The organism is Acidiferrobacteraceae bacterium (assembly GCA_037388825.1).
Lineage (GTDB): Bacteria > Pseudomonadota > Gammaproteobacteria > Acidiferrobacterales > JAJDNE01 > JARRJV01.
In genome coordinates, this window is record JARRJV010000015.1 from 1 (window position 1) to 17,856 (window position 17,856).

A 17,856-nucleotide genomic window follows, 5' to 3' on the forward strand; every position below is an offset into this window, starting at 1 on the left:
ACCAAGCCACCCATGGTCAAGCCAAGGGCGCACAACAACACCGCGGTCATGCTCGCTCTCTTGTTCATCATGGGAATCTCCTCGAATGCAAGACAAAAAGGTACCACTACACCTTGCTCGGGGCAGCTCGGAGAAGAACTCCAGGGACCGTCGCCCCGGCGAAGCCAGACTAGGCCCGCGCGCGAATACCGGCCTTGACCAATATCAACAATGTCCGGCTCAAGACTGCCGGCATATCCCGGCAGTCCATGGGGACATTGGGCACCGGAAACGAGTGGTTTGGCGTCGGCTAGGCCGCCCGAAGCTGGTCGCGCACCTTTTCCAGCCGTCCGCGCACCTCGGCGCCCAGGGCGGAGATCTCCTCGCGGTCGACCAGGCCCAGTACCGCCGCCGGATCCATGAACGCGACCGTGATCTTGCCGTCTTCCTCCTGGCGCACGACGACATTGCAGGGAAGCAACAAACCGATGTCGGGATCGGCGGTAATGGCCTTGTGCGCCAAAGGCGGATTGCAGGCGCCAAGAATCCGGTACGCCGGCATTGCGGCGCCCAGCTTCGCCTTCATGGTGGCGCTGACATCGATTTCCGTCAGCACGCCAAAGCCCTGTTCCTTCAGCGCCTCGGTTACGCGCTGCAACACCTCGTCAAAGCTCCCCTCGAGCTTGATACTGAATCCGTACATGAAAAAAGCCTCTCTTCGCGTTGGTGAACTTGCGACAGACGGCTTATCCGCTGCCGCGCTTCTCCCCTTCCCCGTTGGTGGAATTCGCGCGACGCCAGGTTTCGTAGACGTCGGCCGGCCACGTGGCCTGGAACCAGGTGATGATGTCCTCGATCTGCCTGTTCTCGACCCGGCCCTTCCACGCCGGCATCACCGGGACACCATTCAGTTTTTTCCCGTTGCGAATGATGTCGATCATCTGCTTCTTCGTGAGCTTCCAGTCCGTACCAGTACCGTTGAGCGGCGGCGCGGCGGCAAAGCCTTCCTTGCGCCCACGTTCCCAGTCCGGATGGCCCTGTGCCTGGGGTCCGTGACACTGGGCGCAATGGGACTGGTACAGGGCCGCGCCCCGGCTAATGCGTTCGATATCGAACACCGGCGCTCCCTCCGCGGGCGCTTCCACCCTGGATGTCTCCTTCGGCGCGGCGGTCTTTTCCTTCTTGCCACAGGCGGCAACAAGGACAAGAAGCAGCAGCGGTGCTACGCGGAACCATTTCATCGATAGAATCCCATAGAAAATCCAGCAGCACGGACGCAATAATACGGGTACGGGCCGAAGATGAGAACGGGCGCTCGACTACTGTCCTCCGGCCGCTGACTGGCGGTCCATGCGCCACCACGCCGCGTACAGCTCGTCCGGCCACTTCTGCTGGAACCACGCAATGATTGCGTCAATGTCCTGCCTGGTTAGCTTGTCACCCCAGGCCGGCATGTTGCCACCCAGGACGATGGTGCCATCGCGGATGGTCCGTTCCAGTGCGGCGCGTGGATGGTGCCAGGCGTGACCGGTGCCGTTCAGGGGAGGAGGAGGCCATTTTCCGTTGGCATCGGGTTTGTGCCAGTCGGGTGCTCCCTGCGCATGATCCCCGTGACAACTTGCGCAGTTCTTCTGGTATGCGATACGGCCCCGTTCGACCAGGGCGGCATCAAATGTGCGAACCGGTGCGATCTCGGCCTTTGGGGGTGGCGATTTCTTTCCACAAGCCGCGAGCGACAAGACTGCAGCAATGAAAATCAGGTGCTTCTTCGTCAAGCTAGTCTCCCAAAGCAGTGGATCCCGCGACGCCACCAGGGCGACGCGGGACCCACATATTACATGTTGTGCCCGGCATGGCCCCCGTGCGTCGCCGGTGCCGGTTTCGGTCCCGTTGGCGCGCCCTTGGGTTTGCCGCCACAGGCCTTCCAGCCGGCATTATCCAGCATGATCAGGCCACGACTGGCCTGGGCGCAACGGGTTGCAAGGGAAGCTTTGACCGTAGTCGATTCCATGGCATAGCGCCCGTCGGAACCGGCCTCGCGCGCGCGCCCGCTGTCCGGCACCCGATCCAGCCTCCCCAGTTTACCCGGTGCCGGCATTGCCATGTGGGCACTGTGATCCATTGCGTGTCCTGCATGACTGCCGTCCTGGGCGCTGGCCCATGGCGCGCCCAGGGTCATTGCCAGGGCGACTGCGACGATCGCCACAACTCTTGTCTTGTATCTCATCTTGCCCTCCATTATTCGATATAACCGTGTTCGAGGTTCAGAATCGAATTCCGCTCCCCGATGTGGTCGTTGTAGGTAGCCTGCAGGTTCATGGCGAGGCCGATCTGCACCCGGTTCTCGCTGGCGAAATCGGGATCGACGATCCCGCTGCCGATCTGGCGGTTGCGTACCTGGGCCAGCAGGTCCAGGCCCGAGCCCATGCGATAGACATAGCTGGCGGCGACATGGGTCTCGTTTGCGTTACTGAAGTCCGGGTACTGTTTGAACCCCGCGGTCAGACCGACCTGCCAACGAGTCAGGAGCAAGGGTCGGCGCGTGTAGCGCAGACCGACAACCACGGCATTGGACTTCGCCCGGGCGCGATTGGAAAGGGTGTTCAGGTCGGCAACCCCGGTAACCCCGTTACCGACGATGCCCTGCACGCCCATGGACCAGTTCTTGCGCGGGTCGAGATTGAGATTGAACTCCGTGCCGACGATCACCGACTGCATCCAGGGATTGCCGCCCTGGCTGTCGCGCTGGGCGTCGACCATGATCCCCGCCTGCCGGATGCGCTCCAGATACTGGTACGGCTCCGGACGGCTATAGCGGTAACCGACTCCGTAGCTGTCAATGCCGTCCACGGCACCGGCAAATGCGGCGCCGTTGCGCCGGGTCCCCGCCCAGATTGTCGCCGTCTGGTTCTTGCGATCCGTGTACCAGTCCAGGGATGCCACGCGACCATAGATCTGGTCGTACTCGTCATCCGACGATGCGTTAGCCACAAGGGTCACGGACAGCATGTCGTCGTCGCGCAGGATGGGGAACTCGATCATGGTGTTGGGCAGACGCGTACGACCCGCCTTGATACCGACATCCTGGTTCCAGAAAAACACATGCATCTGATTGAAATCCACGGCACTGTCGTGCTCCTTGATTCCCAGAACCGCGCCGGCAACCCCGCCCTCGTACAGACGCTTGTCCAGCCGCAACGCCACGGTGGAATCGGACAGGTTGATTTCCTCGTCGCTGTCCAGGGTAGTGATTACGCGCCCGCCGACGGTCACCCGCGGCTGGACCTTGCGATCCACCTCCAGCGCCTGTGCAGTGGCCGATGTCGCCAGCACCAAAAGCGCCGCAAACCATGCAATAGGTTTTTTCATTTCGCACCTCTCAAATTCTTCATTGGTCCACCGATACCGAAGGCGTGTACGTGGGCGTGAAGTCCTCGTACTCCAGTACCGTCAGCATGCCGCCCGGATAGATACCGTTGTTTGTGGCATGGGTGGTCTTGTGGTCGTGGAAGGTCCAGAACCCCGGGTTGTCGCCGTAGACCATGATGTCGTAGGTTCCGCCCGGCTCGACATGAATGGTATTGAGCCGCCGCGGCTCCGACAGGTCGTTGCCATCCTGCGCCACCCACCAGAAATCATGCCCGTGAAGATGCATGTGGTGGGTCAAACCGCTGGCATTGATCAGGCGCACGCGGATCCATTCCCCCTGCTTGATACCGATACGCTTGGTCGCGGGATAGGACTTGCCGTTGATGCCGAAGAAGTTGTGATTGATGTGCAGGCCGTTGGCGCGGCTCTGCAGATACNNNNCCGTTGGCGCGGCTCTGCAGATACGGAGCGATGTATTCCTTCGACTCTACCGCCTGTTTGAACTCGGCGTAATTCTTGAAAAAGCCGTGGGTCTTGTAGTCCAGCTTGCCCTCAGCCATCAGATGGTTGACTTCCTTCATGCCGTGAAGCAGTTCATTCATCTCCTCACGCGCGAAATCGATGTCCCAGGCCTCCAGCATCAAGGTGTAATCACGCTTGTACGGGAAGCGCTTCTTCAGAGGCTCCTTCTTGCGATGCACGATAAAGGCGCCGTGCATGGCATGGGTTGCATGGAGTGGTGTACCCCAGTGACAGTGGTACCAGCGCGTGCCCGAAGGCTTGGCCTGGAACCGATACACGAAGGTCTGCCCCGGATGCACCGGGTCCTGGGTGATCATGGGCACGCCATCCATGGTGTACGGCAGGGTGATGCCGTGCCAGTGGATGGTGTGCATCTCTTCGGTGCGGTTGGTGAAGTTGACCTTGACCCAGTCACCCTCGGTGACATGGAACTCCGGTCCTGGCACCTGGCCGTTAAAGGCGAACATATGCACCTTCACCCCAGGCAGGATTTCATGCTGCGTGATGCGGATGTCGATGTCGAAGACCTTGTAGTCAACCTCGTGGTCGGCGGGCGAACCCGGCGGTTCGATGAGGCCGCCCATCATGTGGCCGCTATGGTCCTTCATGAACATCATCGAGCCGTAGCCGTTCATGGAATGACCCATGGCGGCGTGGTCCATGTTCATGGTTTGGGCGCGGGCACCAAGGGCGGTGCCAGCGGCGACGACACCGCCGGTCGCCGCAAGGGCGTTGCGCAGGAATCCGCGCCGTGAGCGCGAGACCTTTTCGCTATCTTCAGTGCCCGCGGGATCACGATCCACGGGCAAGTCTTTTTTCCCGGACATGAATAGTCCTCCAGTCAGAGAGTTTCAGAACGTACGCCGCACTTCCGGCGCACGGCACGGAAGTTCAGCGATGGAGATCTGGATTGGGGCTAGACGATGTCGCGGGGCGGGCGCTCGTGCCGAAAACGGGACTCGCTTGGAGGAAAGGGGGTATTGGACCTGTTGTATGCGACGGAAATCGATGCGACGGAAGGTGGAATAGTGGAAATCAGACTGACGAAGCCGGAACAGCCGGCGCCGCACTCAACTGCGCAATCCGTATGTTGCTGGCACTGCTGCGAATCACAATCCGGACAGTGCGGTGCCTCGGCCACGGCGTGTTTTGCCGGGTGAGATACATGCGCAGGCTGCGCCGGGGACCCGTGCGTGTGCGACACGGCGGCCATAGCACCGTGGACCGGTGCGAGGACCAGTGCTGCGATCAGCAACAATGCGATTCTTCGGCTAGCAGACAGATTCATAAACAGATTCTAACGGGTGGGCGGGGCCGACTGCCAGAAAGACCTGTGGACACCGCTTTTTTCTCCGACCCCGGGAATACGCCGGGAGTTCCCTCAACCAGCGTCTTCGGTCAAGCGGCGCAAGGCCTCCTGATATTTTTCCGCCGTGCGTTGCACGACTTCGGGCGGCAGTTCCGGGCCGGGCGGTGTCTTGTCCCAATCGAGGGTCTCGAGATAATCGCGCACGTACTGCTTGTCGAAACTGGGGGGACTGGAACCTGGTTCATACTGATCGGCAGGCCAGAAGCGGGACGAGTCCGGCGTCAGCGCCTCATCGATCAGAATCAGTTTGCCGTCCGCATCCGCGCCGAATTCAAACTTGGTGTCGGCGATGATGATGCCGCGCTTCAGGGCATAGGCAGCCGCCTCCGTGTACAGCTTCAGACTCACGTCGCGCACCTGTTCCGCCAGTTCGCGCCCGAGCAATTCCACGGTGCGATCGAAATCGATGTTCTCGTCATGCTCGCCTACCGCAGCCTTGGTGGAGGGGGTATACAACGGCTCGGGCAGCTTGTCGGCCATACGCAGACCTGCCGGCAGCGGAATGCCGCACACGGCGCCTGACTTCTGATAGTCCTTCCACCCCGAGCCAATCAAATAGCCGCGCACGATGGCTTCCACAGGCAGGGCCTTGAGCCGCTGGACCACGATCGCGCGCCCTTCAACCTGGGCCCGTTCGGCCGGGTCCGGCAGCACCTGTTCCAGGGGAATGTCGGCGAGATGATTGGGAACCGTATCGCGGAAGAAGTCGAACCAGAAATTGGAGGTCGCCGTGAGCACGGCCCCTTTCCCCGGAATGGGCGTGGGCAGCACAACGTCGAACGCAGACAAACGGTCGGTGGTCACGATCAACATGAAGTCGTCGTCGATACCGTAGATATCGCGAACCTTGCCGCGATGGACAAGTTCCAGACTCTGAATCTCCGAATCGAACAGGATCTCTGGTACCGCGTTCATTTTGCCCCCGATTGATTTTCCGGCTCGTGCGGGCGCAAAGCATACCCAGCAGGACGAGGGCCGTCGAGCCGTGCGCACGGGCCAGCCATGGACGCGCAACGGCAACCCGGGTACCGGAAGGGCCGATAAGCTGCTGATTTTTCCCGACCGGCGCCGTGGCCGGTTTCCCGCTGCCGACTAGTATTTCCCCTACGGGTATCTGGAGATCGACGCAGTTGAGCAACAAATACGGGGGAAATCACAACAAGACACCGGCCCTTCGGGCCATGGTGCGGTACAACGGTTCCGGGTTCCATCTTCACCGCATCCAGGAGATAGGCCTGGACGGTGCCTTCATCGAATTCGGAAATATCCGGGTCCTGCGCCGCGACGCCACGGTACAGCTGGTGTTCGTGCACCAGCACCGGGGCCGCAGCGAGACCCACCTGTTGAAGGGCCATGTACGGGATATCGCCGCCAATGGCGCCCGCATCGAGTTTTCGGACCTGGATGTCCCCGCGCAGGAAGCCCTGAGTCACCTGCACAATCCACAAAGCCAACGATCCTGACGCGGGTCCGAACCGCCCGGGCCTCAGCTTCCGAGCGTAAGAAAATACGGGACCCAGGCCACCAGCAGTCCCGCCAACAAGAGCAGATCCACCAACAGATTGTTCAGGTGTCGTTTGCGCCGCGCGGCATCATCGCTATCGGCACGGAACACCAGGTTCATCAATACGTCGAGCAGCGTCCCAAAAAACAGGATCGGGACGATGGCCGGTACGACCAGGGTTGTGAGGATCTTCCAGCCGGTATAGGCGATCTCACCGCCCGAAAACGGTGCAACGGCGATGAATGCCAGGTCCACTGCCTGGAGGACCAATCGCAACACGCCCGCCTGTCTGAAGTATCCAAACACGAAGAAATCTCCGCCTAGAAACCGCCGAATGTCCGGCGAACCTTGGGTGCATTGGCCTCATCGTCGTCGATGCGGGCGGACAGGGTCCGCAAGCCACGGTGATCGGGCAGCACCAGAAGACCCTCCTTCACCAGTCGTCTCGCATGATCCCAGTGCCTTGCGGCCCGCTGGTCGTCAGCCAGGACCTGGTACCCACTGGCAATCTTCTCCGGGAGTTGTCTCACGGATGGGTCGTTGGGGGCAAGCCGATGCGCTGACTGATAGGCATCATAGGCCCGCTTCACACGCGCCTCCGTCAACCGTATAGGATCCAGATAGGCATTGACGTCATGCACATATCCCCCGATCTTGGCCTGGCGCTCGGCAGCAACCTTTTCCTGTCGTTGGCGGGCTTCCGTCGCGCGACGCTCTTGCTCCGCCCGGGCGGCTTGCTGCTTCCGGGCCGCCTCCCGACTCGCGCTGATTTTCTTCTGCGCGGCCGCCAGTTCTCCTTCCGCCACGGCGAGCTCGGGATTCTGCTGGTCTACCTGGCGGGACCGAGCCAGATCGGCCGCTGCCGCATCCAGTTGCGACTTCTTGATCCTGGCTCGCGCGCTTGCGATGAAGACATCACCGATAGCCCGCATGCCAGAAAGGGCATCCGGATTGGCAGCGTCCAGGGACAACACTGCCCGATACTTGTCATAGGCATTCCTGTTTTCCGGCTTCATGTAGCGTTCTGCCGCCAGGTCCTTCCGGGCCGCGGACAGGAGTGATGCGATTCGTTCCGGCTTGCTCGCTGTATGGGTCGCCGCTACCACCGGCTTTTCGTCTTGCGGAATCGCAAGACCCGGAATCTTTCCGTTCGTGTACAGCCACGCGCCTCCGGCGAGACCGGCAACCAGTAGCAGCCCGAACAGGATCATCGGCGCCCTGGATTTCTTCTCCCCGGCACCGGTCTCGAGGAGTTCGGTCCTGGCATCGACGGATTCGGCTGAAATGACGGTTGCGGCGATGGTGGCACTGCCCTGTTCCTCCCCTTCCAGTTCCATGATTTCCAGCGCACGGACAACATCCGCACCGGTCTGCCAGCGGTCGTCCGGTTTCTTCGCCAACATCCGCGCTACGAACGGCTGGTATGGCCTGACCTGCCTTGGCAGTTCGGGAATGGGATCACGAATATGCTTGATGCCGATTGAAAGTGCCGAATCCCCTTCGAACGGAACCTTGCCCGCGAGCATTTGATAAAAAACAATGCCAAGGCTGTACAGATCCGAGCGCCCATCCACCGGCTTTCCCTGGGCCTGCTCGGGACTCATGTAGTGCGGTGTACCAACGATGGATCCCGTCGCCGTCAGGTGGGTGCCGCCATCGGAAGCCCGGGCGATACCAAAGTCAGAAAGCACGGCCGCACCGGTTTGGCTGAACAGGATGTTCTCCGGCTTGATGTCGCGGTGGACGAATCCCTTCTTGTGGGCAAAATCCAGCGCCCCCGCGATCTCCCTTATGATCCTCAAGGAATCCTTGATGGGAAGGCCCTTGCGGAGCCGTTCCTTCAAATCGCCGCCGGGAAGATACTCCATGGCCAGATAGTACATTCCGTTAGCCACGCCGACGTCGTACACGGAAACGATATTCGGATGGGATAGTTTCGCCGAGATCCGGGCCTCACGCAGGAATCGCTCCGAGAACGAATCATCGACATGCAGGGCCGGGAGCATGACCTTGATGGCCACTTCCCGGTCCATGGATTCCTGCAGCGCCAGGTAGACCTGGGCCATACCGCCGCGCCCGAGCGCGCGCAACATACGAAAACCGGGAATTTCGGGCAGTTCCGTCTTGTCTTTGGTGCTTGTCATGCTCAGCTTTCGATTGCCCGGAATCCTGTCTTTTCTTGAGGATGCGATAAGGTCTTCAAATTATAGGTGCTGGAAACTGCACAAATCCAGCGACCGGCCGCCGAAACCCTGGGCTTTGCCCGCGCGCGGAACGCAAACCGGGAGGCCGGCGGAAACCGCGAATTCGCGTCCTGCCCCGGGGCACGACCTCGCTGGATTGGTGCGGGCGATAGGCTATATTTGGACGACATAAGCCAAGAAAATAGGAAAGGTATTAACATGCGCGCTCCCCTGAACCGCGTTCTTGCCGTTTCACTGGTGGCCGGATGCCTGCTTTCCACGCCGGCACTGGCCAGCGACTGGACGATCGTACCCAGTGTCGGTTACGGAATGACCAACCTGAAATTCAATCGATCGACGGCGACCCAGGACCAAAGCAGTTTCAATATGCTGGATCTCGGCCTCACCGCGGCCAGGAAGCGGTTCTACCTGCGCATCAACACCGAGCTGCCCCTGACTGCCGACTATATCTACGGGTCCTCATTCATCCGGCAGGTCAAGCGCGAGGATCTCGGGCTGGTCGCGGGCTACTCCCTGTTCAATTCCCTGTCGGTCTTCACGGGAATCTCCTACGGCAAAACCTCGATTATTGACACGCAGAACACGTCCCCCACCGCAGTGCTTACCCAATACATCGACAGTGGACCCTTCCTGGGCACCAACTACCGGAAGGACATAGGAAAAAAGAGTTCGATCAGTCTCAATGTCGCTTTCGCGCTGATGGGCAGTAGCCTGCTGGTCAAGGACAACGCGGGAACCGTTCCAATCAATGACACCGGTACGACCAGTGGCTTCAGCTTCGGCGTGAGCTGGAACAGCCGGATCCACGACAAGGGCAACTACTTTATATCCCTCAGGCTGAAAGACTACAGGTCGGAATTGAATACCCTGTCGGTACGGAAAGACATCAGCGTTCTTTCGTTTGGTTTCGTGTTCCCGATGTAGGCACGCACCCCGCGACCCTGTCAAAGGCATGCATAGCGGATAATATTTTCGTTGTCCGAACCTGGCTTTTCGCCAAGCCCAATCGCTCCCACCCCAACCAGAGGCAGCTCTTCGCGCTTGATGTAGATCTCACTTTGCTGTTCGATGGTGATATAGGTGCCATTGGTACTTTGATCGATCAGCACGAATTTCCCGCGGCGGTACTCGATGCGCGCGTGGACTCGGGAAGAGAAGTTTGACTCCACGATCAAATCGCAGCGCGGATCGCGGCCAATCAGGAAGTCAGGTCCGTTTGCCTTGATGGCAAAGTCCTTGCCCCTGTAACCAAGGCTCAACAAGGTCGCACCATCGACTGTACCCGTAATGGCGGTGTGCATTTCGGTCGCGGAATCAGGGCGCCAGAGCACTTCATAGATGGTCACCTCGCCTTCCTTGCCCTTTACCCGGGTCTTGTCGAACTTCCGGGTCAGCGCGACGTGCTCCGGGGAAAGATTGATGATCGTTTCTTCGGTCGTGATAATCTGCTTGCCCTTCGCAATCGACGTAACCAGGGCTGCAACGTTCACCGCATCGCCAAAAATATCCCCGTCCTTTTCGATCGCGAGGCCATAGTGCAGGCCGATCCGGACGGATGGCATGCTTTCCGGTTCCTGATGACTCTCAAGACGTTCGTGGATTGCACAGGCCGCCTCAACGGCGCGATCCTCATTGGCAAACCGGCTCATCACCTCATCACCGATAGTCTTGATGATTGCTCCGTCGCAGGTCCGAATCACGTCCGAAACGGTTTCAAGGCATCGCTCGATCAGGGATTGTGCGGCCTGGTCTCCCAGCGACTCGTACAGGCGGGTACTGCCCTCCACGTCGACGAACATCACGGCGGTCTTTTCGTACTGATCCATTTCCTTCCTTTCCTGCCCCTATCGGACGCATTCCTTGCAGTACGTGTTGATTGCCCGAGTATCAGAAAGCCGCCACCGTTCCGTGGCCGCCGTTGCTTCCCCGTTCTTGCAGATCACGTTCCAACGCTTCACTCAACTGGTCCAGGGCTGAGGTGGTAATGATGCCGCCCTGTGCATGATACAGGCGCAATCGGCACGAAACCGGCCGGTCGATTCCCTCCCGTGCCGCCGCTTCGAAATCGCTCCAGGCGAGCACAGGCAGGTCCTGGCGCGTGCCGTCAACGACCACCCACAGGCGTTGGTCAAGGACAATCTCCAGTCCACGCAGTCGGGGCAGATTGTAGCGCAAGGGGGAACCGATACGACCCAGCGCGATGTGAATTCGGTTGTAATGCGCGGCATCCACCATGGTAGACATGGATTCGTACACCGGCATATCGTCCACACGCGTTCTCATATGGTTCAGGGTTTTCCGCAGGATACCGCTACTATTGAAAGCATGGCTCGCCCGGGGTCCCGAAGCAAGCCCACCTTCGTCAATCAGTGTGTCCCAGCGCGGCAGCGAGGAAGCGCGAAAATGCCCGGAGCCCCTAATCCGAAGAAAAGACCCTGGCGTTGTGCATTTCCAGTCTTGGCCCGAAGCGACCGTAGCGAATCCGCGAGACACCGGCATTGCGGACCTGAATCCGGTACATGGCTTGCGGTCCCGCGCCGACAATCGCGGCTACAATCGCGCGCATGACACCGGCATGGGAAACGACGAGAATGCGCTCTCCCGCGCAGCGCCGCACGATTTCCTCAAGGGCCCGCGTCACGCGACCCACGAACTCCTCCAGTGGCTCGGCTCCGGTGGGCCGACAATGGACCGGGTCGCGATAGAAAGAATCATAGGCGTTGGGATCCGAGGACGCGATTTCATCTGGCGTATGTCCCTCCCACGTACCGAACCCGACTTCACGCAGGTCGCTCTCGACCGCCACCGGAAAACGACGAAGGCCACCCAGCTCCTCGGCGAACTCCCGACACCGCAACAAGGGCGAGCTGACAATCCGGTCCCACTCATTGTAATCGCCGACGGCATTGCGCATCTGCGCCCAGCCCTTTTCGGACAGTGGATCATCGATGGAATGGCCACGGTAGCGGCGACCGCCCACCGGCTCCCCGTGGCGAATGAGGTCAATCACTGTTTCCATGGCGTGCCTGTAGCGACTGAGGGACTTCGACTTGCGTCAGGACGTGAGACTCGCGAACAGCACCGGAAGTTTCTCCGGCAAGCGCTGGACATGATCGATGATGGTGTAGTTGTTCGCGCCAAAGATGCGTCTCACGTAGTTGTCGGCATTCGGGTCCAGGGTCAGGCAGTAGGTGAGGACGCCCCGGGTATACAGTTCTTCCACAGCCTTGCGTGTATCGAAGCGAAGATGCTGCGGATCCCGTTCGTCAATGTCCGCCGGTTCGCCATCGGTCACCAGCAACAGGAGCTTGCGCCGCTCCGGTTGGCGCAATAGCTGATCGGCGGCATGGCGCATGGCCGCGCCCATGCGCGTGGAAAGACCGCCGCGCATTCCGGCGAGCCGGGCCTTGGCGTCGTCGTCGAAGCGTTGGTTGAAATCCTTGAAACGGAAGTACTGGACGTCGTGGCGGCCGTCGGAAGCGAAGCCGTGAATGGCAAACGGATCGCCGATGCCATTGATGGCCGTCGCCACCAGGGTCGCCGCCTCCCGTGTCAACTGAAGCACGGTTTTGTCCGATCCCTCCACTGTCTCGTTGGTGGATTCCGACAGATCCAGCAGGATCAGTACTGCCAGATCGCGCGACTTGATTACATTGCGCATGGTGATGCGCGGATTGGGTTGCTCGCCCATGCGGATGGATACCATGGCGTCCACGGCCGCGTTGATATCGATTTCGTCCCCGTCTTCCATGTTGCGCACCCGCTGCACGCCTTCCGGGGTCAGCATATCGATGATCTGCTTGATGCGGAACGTGACCGGTTTGTATTCGGTCAGGATCGCCTCGATCTCGTCCGGATCGTGTTTTGCCGGCCGCCGCTCGTAGACGGTCGTCCAGTCGGGGCGATGTAGTTGCACCTGGTAATCCCATTCCTGATAGTGGAATGGATCGGAGATCGGCTCCTTGCCCTCCAGTTCATTGATCGTGCAACCTTCCTGATCGAGGTAGAACGGGGTCTCCAGCCGCCAGATTTCCTGCGCGTCGTCGCCTGCTAGTTCGCAGTCCAGCTCGTTGACCATCTCCATGACCGAGACCGTCTTGCGTACCTGGCGCTGGCTGGCCGGGATGTATTCCACACCCTCTTCCCAGGCAAGCTCCTCGAATTCCCAGACAAAGCGATTGTCGTCGCGATAGGGAATACGAATGGATTCCAGAATCCGCAGGCTGGGAACATCGCGACGCTCGGCGAAAATATTGAATAGCTCGATACCAATGTGCCAGGAGAAGTTGTTGTCGTCCTGATTGGCGACGATGTTCGCATGAAACTTCTGCGCGAGGGTATCCAGTTCCGCGTCGCCGGTCGCGTAGCCGGGATCCAGAAGCGCCCGTGCGTACTTCTCCAGCAGACCCATGGTGGGATGCTTCGACTCTGCTTCGCGCGGCAACTCATGGATGCTCTTCCACAGCTTGCCCAGGCCCGGGAATTCCTGTGCCGCCTTGTATTCGACCAGGCCGATGAAGAACATCTGCGCCGGACTCAGGGCCTCGGCGGAGATGCGACTGCGCGTGTACTGAATGTGTGCCGCCAGATGTCCGGTCATGGCACGATACAATTCGAGGCCCTTGACCGGACCCAGATCGTCGAGCGCATCCGGAAGATGCAGCACGTGATGGTCGATATAGGGCCGGAAACCCTCATAGTCGGCGGCTGCCGGACGCAGGAAAAAGTCCCGGCCCCAGAGGGCACGAAGATAGAAATTCAGCTTGCGCTGGTTGTCGATGAACAGTGTTCCGCGCCGTTCCTTCTGCAGCACCGCGCGCGAGTCCTGGGTCTCGAGGTTGAAATACTTGACCAGATTGTTGAGGTCGCGGCGATAGGCCTCTGCCCCGAAGTTGGCCCAGCGCTTCAGGCCGCTGAGAGTCAGCTTGGAAAGCAGCTCATCGATATGCGTCAACATGGGACGCAGGCCGCGGGAGGCCCGGGCCGACAGCTGATGGATGAGGGTGAGATAGCCGCGCAACAACTCCGGATCGCCGAGACGGCGAGCGGCCGTTGGCAGGCTCGAGAACATCAGGGAAATGACTTCACCGGAGGTCATGGACGACAGCTTGAGTGCCGCGTTCAGGCAGTCACGAATGACGTCCTCGCCGCATTCCTTCACCACCAGTGGCATTTCCTGAAGGTAGGAAACCACCAAATCCGGGCCGCGGCCGAGATTGCACAGGCCCTTGCCGCCCTCGAGATAGTCCTGGAGCCCTGCGGGAGACATGATGCGTGCCGCCTCATGGAAGGTGCCTTCCACGACTTTCTGCACCTCCGGGTCGGCGTCCTTCAGACAATCCCTGTAGTTTTCAAAATCTACGGTCATTTCTAGCCGAAGAAGGTCTGGACCGCGGCATTCAGGGTGTCGCGCATATCCGGATCGTCCGTCAAAGGCGTGACCATGGTCATGCTGCAGGCGACCTCCGGTTCGATGCCCTTGCTGATGAGCTGGCCGGCGTATACCAGAAGACGCGTGGAAATACCTTCGTCCAGGCCGTGACCCTTGAGGTTGCGGGCCCGGTGGGCGATCTGTACCAGCTTGCCAGCGGTTTCGGAATCAACTCCACCTTCGCGAGCAACGATTTCCGCTTCCAGTTCCGCTTCCGGATACTCGAAATCCAGTGCACCGAAACGTTGCTTGGTGGACTGTTTCAGATCCTTCATTAGGCTCTGGTAACCCGGGTTGTACGAGATTACGAGCTGGAAATCCTCGTGCGCCTGAATCAACTCACCCTTCTTGTCCAGGGGCAGATTCCGGCGATGGTCGGTCAGCGGGTGGATCACCACGGTCGTATCCTGACGCGCCTCGACGACCTCATCGAGGTAACAGATCGCGCCGATGCGCGCGGCCGTGGTCAAGGGGCCGTCCTGCCACTTGGTCCCTTCCTTATCGAGCAGGAATCGGCCTACCAGATCGGATGCGGTCATGTCCTCGTTACAGGCCACCGTGATCAGTGGACGCTTGAGCTTCCATGCCATGTACTCGACAAAGCGTGACTTGCCGCAGCCGGTGGGTCCCTTGAGCATCATCGGCATGCGGGCGTTGTAGGCCGCTTCGTACAGCTCGATCTCGTTGGCTACTTCGCGATAGTACGGCTCTTCCTTGACGATGTACTGCTGGGTATCCGCTTTACTCATATCTGATTCTCCTGAATCGATCTTGCGATCGCTCCGGCGTAAAAAAAGAAGCCCCTGTCCGGCAAACCGGTCAGGGGCTCTGCTACTGCTGTTTACCCTGAACCTGGCTTAGACCGCTTTGCCGCGGTAGATCACCATGGCCGCACCCTGCGACTGGGCGTAGTTGTCGTAGCCCACCAGGCGCACATGGTTGTTCGGATGGGCCTTGTGACAGGCATCCGCCTCGGCCAGGATCTTGTCCACGTCGGTTTCGCCGAACATGGGCAGCTTCCACATGTACCAGTAATGGCTGAAGGCATTTTCCGGCTCGGTGTGCTCGATGGCCGGGTTCCAGCCCTTGCTCACGATGTATTCCACCTGCTTGTGGATCTTGTCCTTGTCCATCTCCGGCAAGTAGGAGAAGGTCTCGAACTTGCGGCTATCGACATCACTCAGGCTCGATTTGTAGTCCTGCATTTCTGCCATGATTGTTTCCTCAACTCGTTAAAGGGTTCGAATTCGGTTCAACTTTGCCCGGATCTGCCCTTACTTATGGGCGACGTCCAGCTTGTCGACGGTGTCGAACTCGAACTTGATTTCCTTCCAGGTCTCCATCGCCATCTTGAGCTCGGGGCTGCTCTTGGCGGCCTCGGTAAGGATCTCCTTGCCTTCCTTCTCAAGCGCGCGACCCTCGTTGCGTGCTTCCACGCAGGCTTCCAGGGCGACGCGGTTGGCGGCGGCACCGGCGGCATTGCCCCAGGGATGACCCAGGGTACCGCCACCGAACTGCAGCACCGAGTTGTCACCGAAGATGGTGACCAGTGCCGGCATGTGCCAGACATGGATACCGCCGGAGGCGACAGCGAAGGCGCCGGGCATAGAGCCCCAGTCCTGGTCGAAGAAGATACCGCGGCTGCGGTCTTCCTTGACGTAGGGTTCGCGCAACAGGTCGATCCAGCCCAGAGTGGACTCGCGATCGCCTTCCAGCTTGCCGACCACGGTGCCGGTGTGCAGGTGATCGCCGCCGGACAGGCGCAGGATCTTGGTCAGCACGCGGAAGTGGATACCGTGGTGCGGGTTGCGATCGAGCACGGCGTGCATGGCGCGGTGAATGTGCAGCAGCATGCCGTTGTCACGGCACCATTGGGCCAGACCGGTGTTGGCGCAGAAACCGCCGGTGATGTAGTCGTGCATGATGATGGGTGCGCCCAGCTCTTTGGCGTACTCGGCACGTTTGAACATTTCGTCCGGGGTCGGCGCGGTGACGTTCAGGTAGTGACCCTTGCGCTCGCCGGTCTCCTGCTCGGCCTTGTGGATGGCTTCCATGACGAAATCGAAACGGTGATTCCAGCGCATAAAGGGCTGGCTGTTGACGTTCTCGTCGTCCTTGGTGAAGTCCAGACCACCACGCAGACCTTCGTAGCAGGCGCGGCCATAGTTCTTGGCCGACAGACCCAGCTTGGGCTTGATGGTGCAACCCAGCAGCGGACGGCCGTACTTGTTCATTTTGTCGCGTTCGACCTGGATACCGTTCGGTGGCCCATTGCAGGTCATCACATAAGCAATGGGAAAGCGCACGTCTTCCAGGCGCAGGGCGCGCACGGCCTTGAAGCCGAATACATTACCCACGAGGGAAGTGAACACGTTCACCACGGAACCCTCTTCAAACAGATCGATCGGGTAGGCAATGAAGGCATAGAAGCAGGTGTCATCGCCCGGTACGTCCTCGATGGCGTAGGCGCGACCCTTGTAATAGTCCAGGTCAGTCAGCAGATCGGTCCACACGGTGGTCCAGGTACCGGTGGAGCTTTCCGCGGCCACGGCGGCGGCAGCTTCTTCACGCGGCACACCTTCCTGCGGCGTGATTTTGAACACGGCCAGGAGATCGGTCTCGTTCGGCGTGTAGTCGGGCATCCAGTACGTTTCGCGGTACTCTTTTACGCCCGCGCTGTAGCTCTTAACTGCCATGGCAGTCCTCCTGTTGATTGGCAAAAAAACGATCCTGCCCCAGGCCGCGGTTCATTTCGTTGATCCCGGCCAAGGGTCGCCACAAAATACCCCGGCGAATGGACGGTGAATTATAGGGACCGGAACCATAAAGTAAATTCAATATTAATAATCAGTTTCATAAGTATTTACTTATGATATAGTTGGTCCGTGAAAAATCTTACCCTTCGCCAGTTACGCGTATTTGACGCCGTCGCCCGCCACCTGAGCTACACCAGGGCGGCCCAGGAGCTGTTCCTCAGCCAACCGGCAGTTTCCATGCAAATCAAGCAGTTGGAAGAAAATGTAGGCCTGCCCTTGTTTGAGCAGCTGGGAAGGCGCGTGTACCTGACCGAGGCTGGGCGGGAGCTGTTCGCCTACAGCCACTCCATTGCCCAGCAGCTGGACGAGGCGGAGGCGGTAATGGAGGAACTCAAGGGCGTGCGACGGGGAAAGCTCAAGGTATCCGTGGCGAGCACGGCCAACTACTTCGCCACGCGCCTGCTGGCCGCCTTCGCCAAGGAGCATGAGGGCGTGACCGTCAGCCTGGACGTGACCAACCGCCGCGGCCTGCTCAACCAACTGGCAGCAAACGAGACCGATCTCGTGATCATGGGTCGCCCGCCGGCGGACCTGAACCTGGTCACGGAGGCGTTCATGGACAATCCCCTGGTGGTGATCGCCCCCGCCGGCCACCCCCTGGTCGGCCGCAAGGACATTCCCGTTTCGCGCCTGCAGGAAGAGACCTTCGTGGTCCGCGAGCG

At 59.9% G+C, this 17,856-nt stretch carries 20 protein-coding genes; 3 read left to right on the plus strand and 17 right to left on the minus strand.

What is annotated here, in order from left to right:
- Positions 1–289: 289 nt before the first annotated feature.
- The 8 genes from P8X48_04075 to P8X48_04110 all read right to left on the minus strand — a co-directional run bounded on the left by P8X48_04075 (position 290) and on the right by P8X48_04110 (position 6,154).
- Positions 290–682: a DUF302 domain-containing protein gene (locus P8X48_04075; GenBank protein ID MEJ2106496.1), complete on the minus strand. Its 393-nt coding sequence runs from the start codon at positions 680–682 to the stop codon at positions 290–292.
- A gap of 43 nt (positions 683–725) precedes the next feature.
- Complete coding sequence (locus P8X48_04080; GenBank protein ID MEJ2106497.1) at positions 726–1,220, minus strand: cytochrome c; 495 nt, start codon at positions 1,218–1,220, stop codon at positions 726–728.
- Positions 1,221–1,298: 78 nt separating this feature from the next.
- Positions 1,299–1,754, minus strand: a complete 456-nt coding sequence (locus P8X48_04085) for a c-type cytochrome (protein MEJ2106498.1) — start codon at positions 1,752–1,754, stop codon at positions 1,299–1,301.
- Between the two features lie 59 nt (positions 1,755–1,813).
- Positions 1,814–2,206: a hypothetical protein gene (locus P8X48_04090; GenBank protein ID MEJ2106499.1), complete on the minus strand. Its 393-nt coding sequence runs from the start codon at positions 2,204–2,206 to the stop codon at positions 1,814–1,816.
- Positions 2,207–2,217: 11 nt separating this feature from the next.
- Positions 2,218–3,348 (minus strand): porin, encoded by a 1,131-nt coding sequence (locus P8X48_04095; GenBank protein MEJ2106500.1) that lies wholly within the window; start codon positions 3,346–3,348, stop codon positions 2,218–2,220.
- A gap of 19 nt (positions 3,349–3,367) precedes the next feature.
- Positions 3,368–3,694, minus strand: coding sequence for a multicopper oxidase domain-containing protein (locus tag P8X48_04100; protein ID MEJ2106501.1), 327 nt, complete (start codon positions 3,692–3,694; stop codon positions 3,368–3,370).
- Positions 3,615–4,697 (minus strand): multicopper oxidase domain-containing protein, encoded by a 1,083-nt coding sequence (locus tag P8X48_04105; protein MEJ2106502.1) that lies wholly within the window; start codon positions 4,695–4,697, stop codon positions 3,615–3,617. Before P8X48_04105 ends, P8X48_04100 begins: the two co-directional genes overlap by 80 nt.
- 554 nt (positions 4,698–5,251) lie before the next feature.
- Positions 5,252–6,154, minus strand: a complete 903-nt coding sequence (locus P8X48_04110; protein ID MEJ2106503.1) for a phosphoribosylaminoimidazolesuccinocarboxamide synthase — start codon at positions 6,152–6,154, stop codon at positions 5,252–5,254.
- 215 nt (positions 6,155–6,369) lie between these two features.
- Between P8X48_04110 and P8X48_04115 the strand changes: the two genes are divergently transcribed.
- On the plus strand, positions 6,370–6,702 hold the full coding sequence (locus tag P8X48_04115) for a hypothetical protein (protein ID MEJ2106504.1): 333 nt from the start codon (positions 6,370–6,372) through the stop codon (positions 6,700–6,702).
- 23 nt (positions 6,703–6,725) lie between these two features.
- On the opposite strand, the gene P8X48_04120 is transcribed toward P8X48_04115, so the two are convergent.
- Positions 6,726–7,049, minus strand: coding sequence for a hypothetical protein (locus tag P8X48_04120; protein MEJ2106505.1), 324 nt, complete (start codon positions 7,047–7,049; stop codon positions 6,726–6,728).
- A gap of 14 nt (positions 7,050–7,063) precedes the next feature.
- Positions 7,064–8,887 carry a protein kinase gene (locus P8X48_04125; protein MEJ2106506.1) on the minus strand — a complete coding sequence of 608 codons (1,824 nt, stop codon included), beginning with the start codon at positions 8,885–8,887 and terminating at the stop codon, positions 7,064–7,066.
- A 258-nt stretch (positions 8,888–9,145) separates the two neighbouring features.
- Here P8X48_04125 and P8X48_04130 point away from each other — a divergent pair, with 258 nt between their 5' ends.
- Positions 9,146–9,871 (plus strand): hypothetical protein, encoded by a 726-nt coding sequence (locus P8X48_04130; GenBank protein MEJ2106507.1) that lies wholly within the window; start codon positions 9,146–9,148, stop codon positions 9,869–9,871.
- Positions 9,872–9,891: 20 nt separating this feature from the next.
- On the opposite strand, the gene P8X48_04135 is transcribed toward P8X48_04130, so the two are convergent.
- From P8X48_04135 to P8X48_04165, 7 genes are all read right to left on the minus strand, one after another.
- Complete coding sequence (locus P8X48_04135; protein MEJ2106508.1) at positions 9,892–10,773, minus strand: adenylate/guanylate cyclase domain-containing protein; 882 nt, start codon at positions 10,771–10,773, stop codon at positions 9,892–9,894.
- 61 nt (positions 10,774–10,834) lie between these two features.
- Entirely contained in the window at positions 10,835–11,230 is a 396-nt protein-coding gene (locus tag P8X48_04140; protein MEJ2106509.1) for a hypothetical protein, read from the minus strand.
- Between the two features lie 133 nt (positions 11,231–11,363).
- Entirely contained in the window at positions 11,364–11,966 is a 603-nt protein-coding gene (locus P8X48_04145; GenBank protein ID MEJ2106510.1) for a histidine phosphatase family protein, read from the minus strand.
- A 36-nt stretch (positions 11,967–12,002) separates the two neighbouring features.
- Positions 12,003–14,315: a VWA domain-containing protein gene (locus P8X48_04150; protein ID MEJ2106511.1), complete on the minus strand. Its 2,313-nt coding sequence runs from the start codon at positions 14,313–14,315 to the stop codon at positions 12,003–12,005.
- A gap of 2 nt (positions 14,316–14,317) precedes the next feature.
- Positions 14,318–15,127, minus strand: coding sequence for a CbbQ/NirQ/NorQ/GpvN family protein (locus tag P8X48_04155; GenBank protein ID MEJ2106512.1), 810 nt, complete (start codon positions 15,125–15,127; stop codon positions 14,318–14,320).
- Positions 15,128–15,235: 108 nt separating this feature from the next.
- Positions 15,236–15,592: a ribulose bisphosphate carboxylase small subunit gene (locus P8X48_04160; GenBank protein MEJ2106513.1), complete on the minus strand. Its 357-nt coding sequence runs from the start codon at positions 15,590–15,592 to the stop codon at positions 15,236–15,238.
- A gap of 60 nt (positions 15,593–15,652) precedes the next feature.
- Positions 15,653–17,074 carry a form I ribulose bisphosphate carboxylase large subunit gene (locus P8X48_04165; protein ID MEJ2106514.1) on the minus strand — a complete coding sequence of 474 codons (1,422 nt, stop codon included), beginning with the start codon at positions 17,072–17,074 and terminating at the stop codon, positions 15,653–15,655.
- 189 nt (positions 17,075–17,263) lie between these two features.
- Between P8X48_04165 and P8X48_04170 the strand changes: the two genes are divergently transcribed.
- Positions 17,264–17,856 (plus strand): LysR family transcriptional regulator (locus P8X48_04170; protein ID MEJ2106515.1); only part of this gene is annotated, 593 nt, incomplete at its 3' end.

Excerpts from the sequence above, each read along its gene's own strand:
- P8X48_04075 (MEJ2106496.1), bottom strand. The coding sequence starts at position 682 with ATGTACGGATTCAGTATCAAGCTCGAGGGGAGCTTTGACGAGGTGTTG.
- P8X48_04080 (MEJ2106497.1), bottom strand. The coding sequence starts at position 1,220 with ATGAAATGGTTCCGCGTAGCACCGCTGCTGCTTCTTGTCCTTGTTGCC.
- P8X48_04090 (MEJ2106499.1), bottom strand. The coding sequence starts at position 2,206 with ATGAGATACAAGACAAGAGTTGTGGCGATCGTCGCAGTCGCCCTGGCA.
- P8X48_04095 (MEJ2106500.1), bottom strand. The coding sequence starts at position 3,348 with ATGAAAAAACCTATTGCATGGTTTGCGGCGCTTTTGGTGCTGGCGACA.
- P8X48_04110 (MEJ2106503.1), bottom strand. The coding sequence starts at position 6,154 with ATGAACGCGGTACCAGAGATCCTGTTCGATTCGGAGATTCAGAGTCTG.
- P8X48_04125 (MEJ2106506.1), bottom strand. The coding sequence starts at position 8,887 with ATGACAAGCACCAAAGACAAGACGGAACTGCCCGAAATTCCCGGTTTT.
- P8X48_04130 (MEJ2106507.1), top strand. The coding sequence starts at position 9,146 with ATGCGCGCTCCCCTGAACCGCGTTCTTGCCGTTTCACTGGTGGCCGGA.
- P8X48_04135 (MEJ2106508.1), bottom strand. The coding sequence starts at position 10,773 with ATGGATCAGTACGAAAAGACCGCCGTGATGTTCGTCGACGTGGAGGGC.
- P8X48_04140 (MEJ2106509.1), bottom strand. The coding sequence starts at position 11,230 with ATGAGAACGCGTGTGGACGATATGCCGGTGTACGAATCCATGTCTACC.
- P8X48_04145 (MEJ2106510.1), bottom strand. The coding sequence starts at position 11,966 with ATGGAAACAGTGATTGACCTCATTCGCCACGGGGAGCCGGTGGGCGGT.
- P8X48_04150 (MEJ2106511.1), bottom strand. The coding sequence starts at position 14,315 with ATGACCGTAGATTTTGAAAACTACAGGGATTGTCTGAAGGACGCCGAC.
- P8X48_04155 (MEJ2106512.1), bottom strand. The coding sequence starts at position 15,127 with ATGAGTAAAGCGGATACCCAGCAGTACATCGTCAAGGAAGAGCCGTAC.
- P8X48_04160 (MEJ2106513.1), bottom strand. The coding sequence starts at position 15,592 with ATGGCAGAAATGCAGGACTACAAATCGAGCCTGAGTGATGTCGATAGC.
- P8X48_04165 (MEJ2106514.1), bottom strand. The coding sequence starts at position 17,074 with ATGGCAGTTAAGAGCTACAGCGCGGGCGTAAAAGAGTACCGCGAAACG.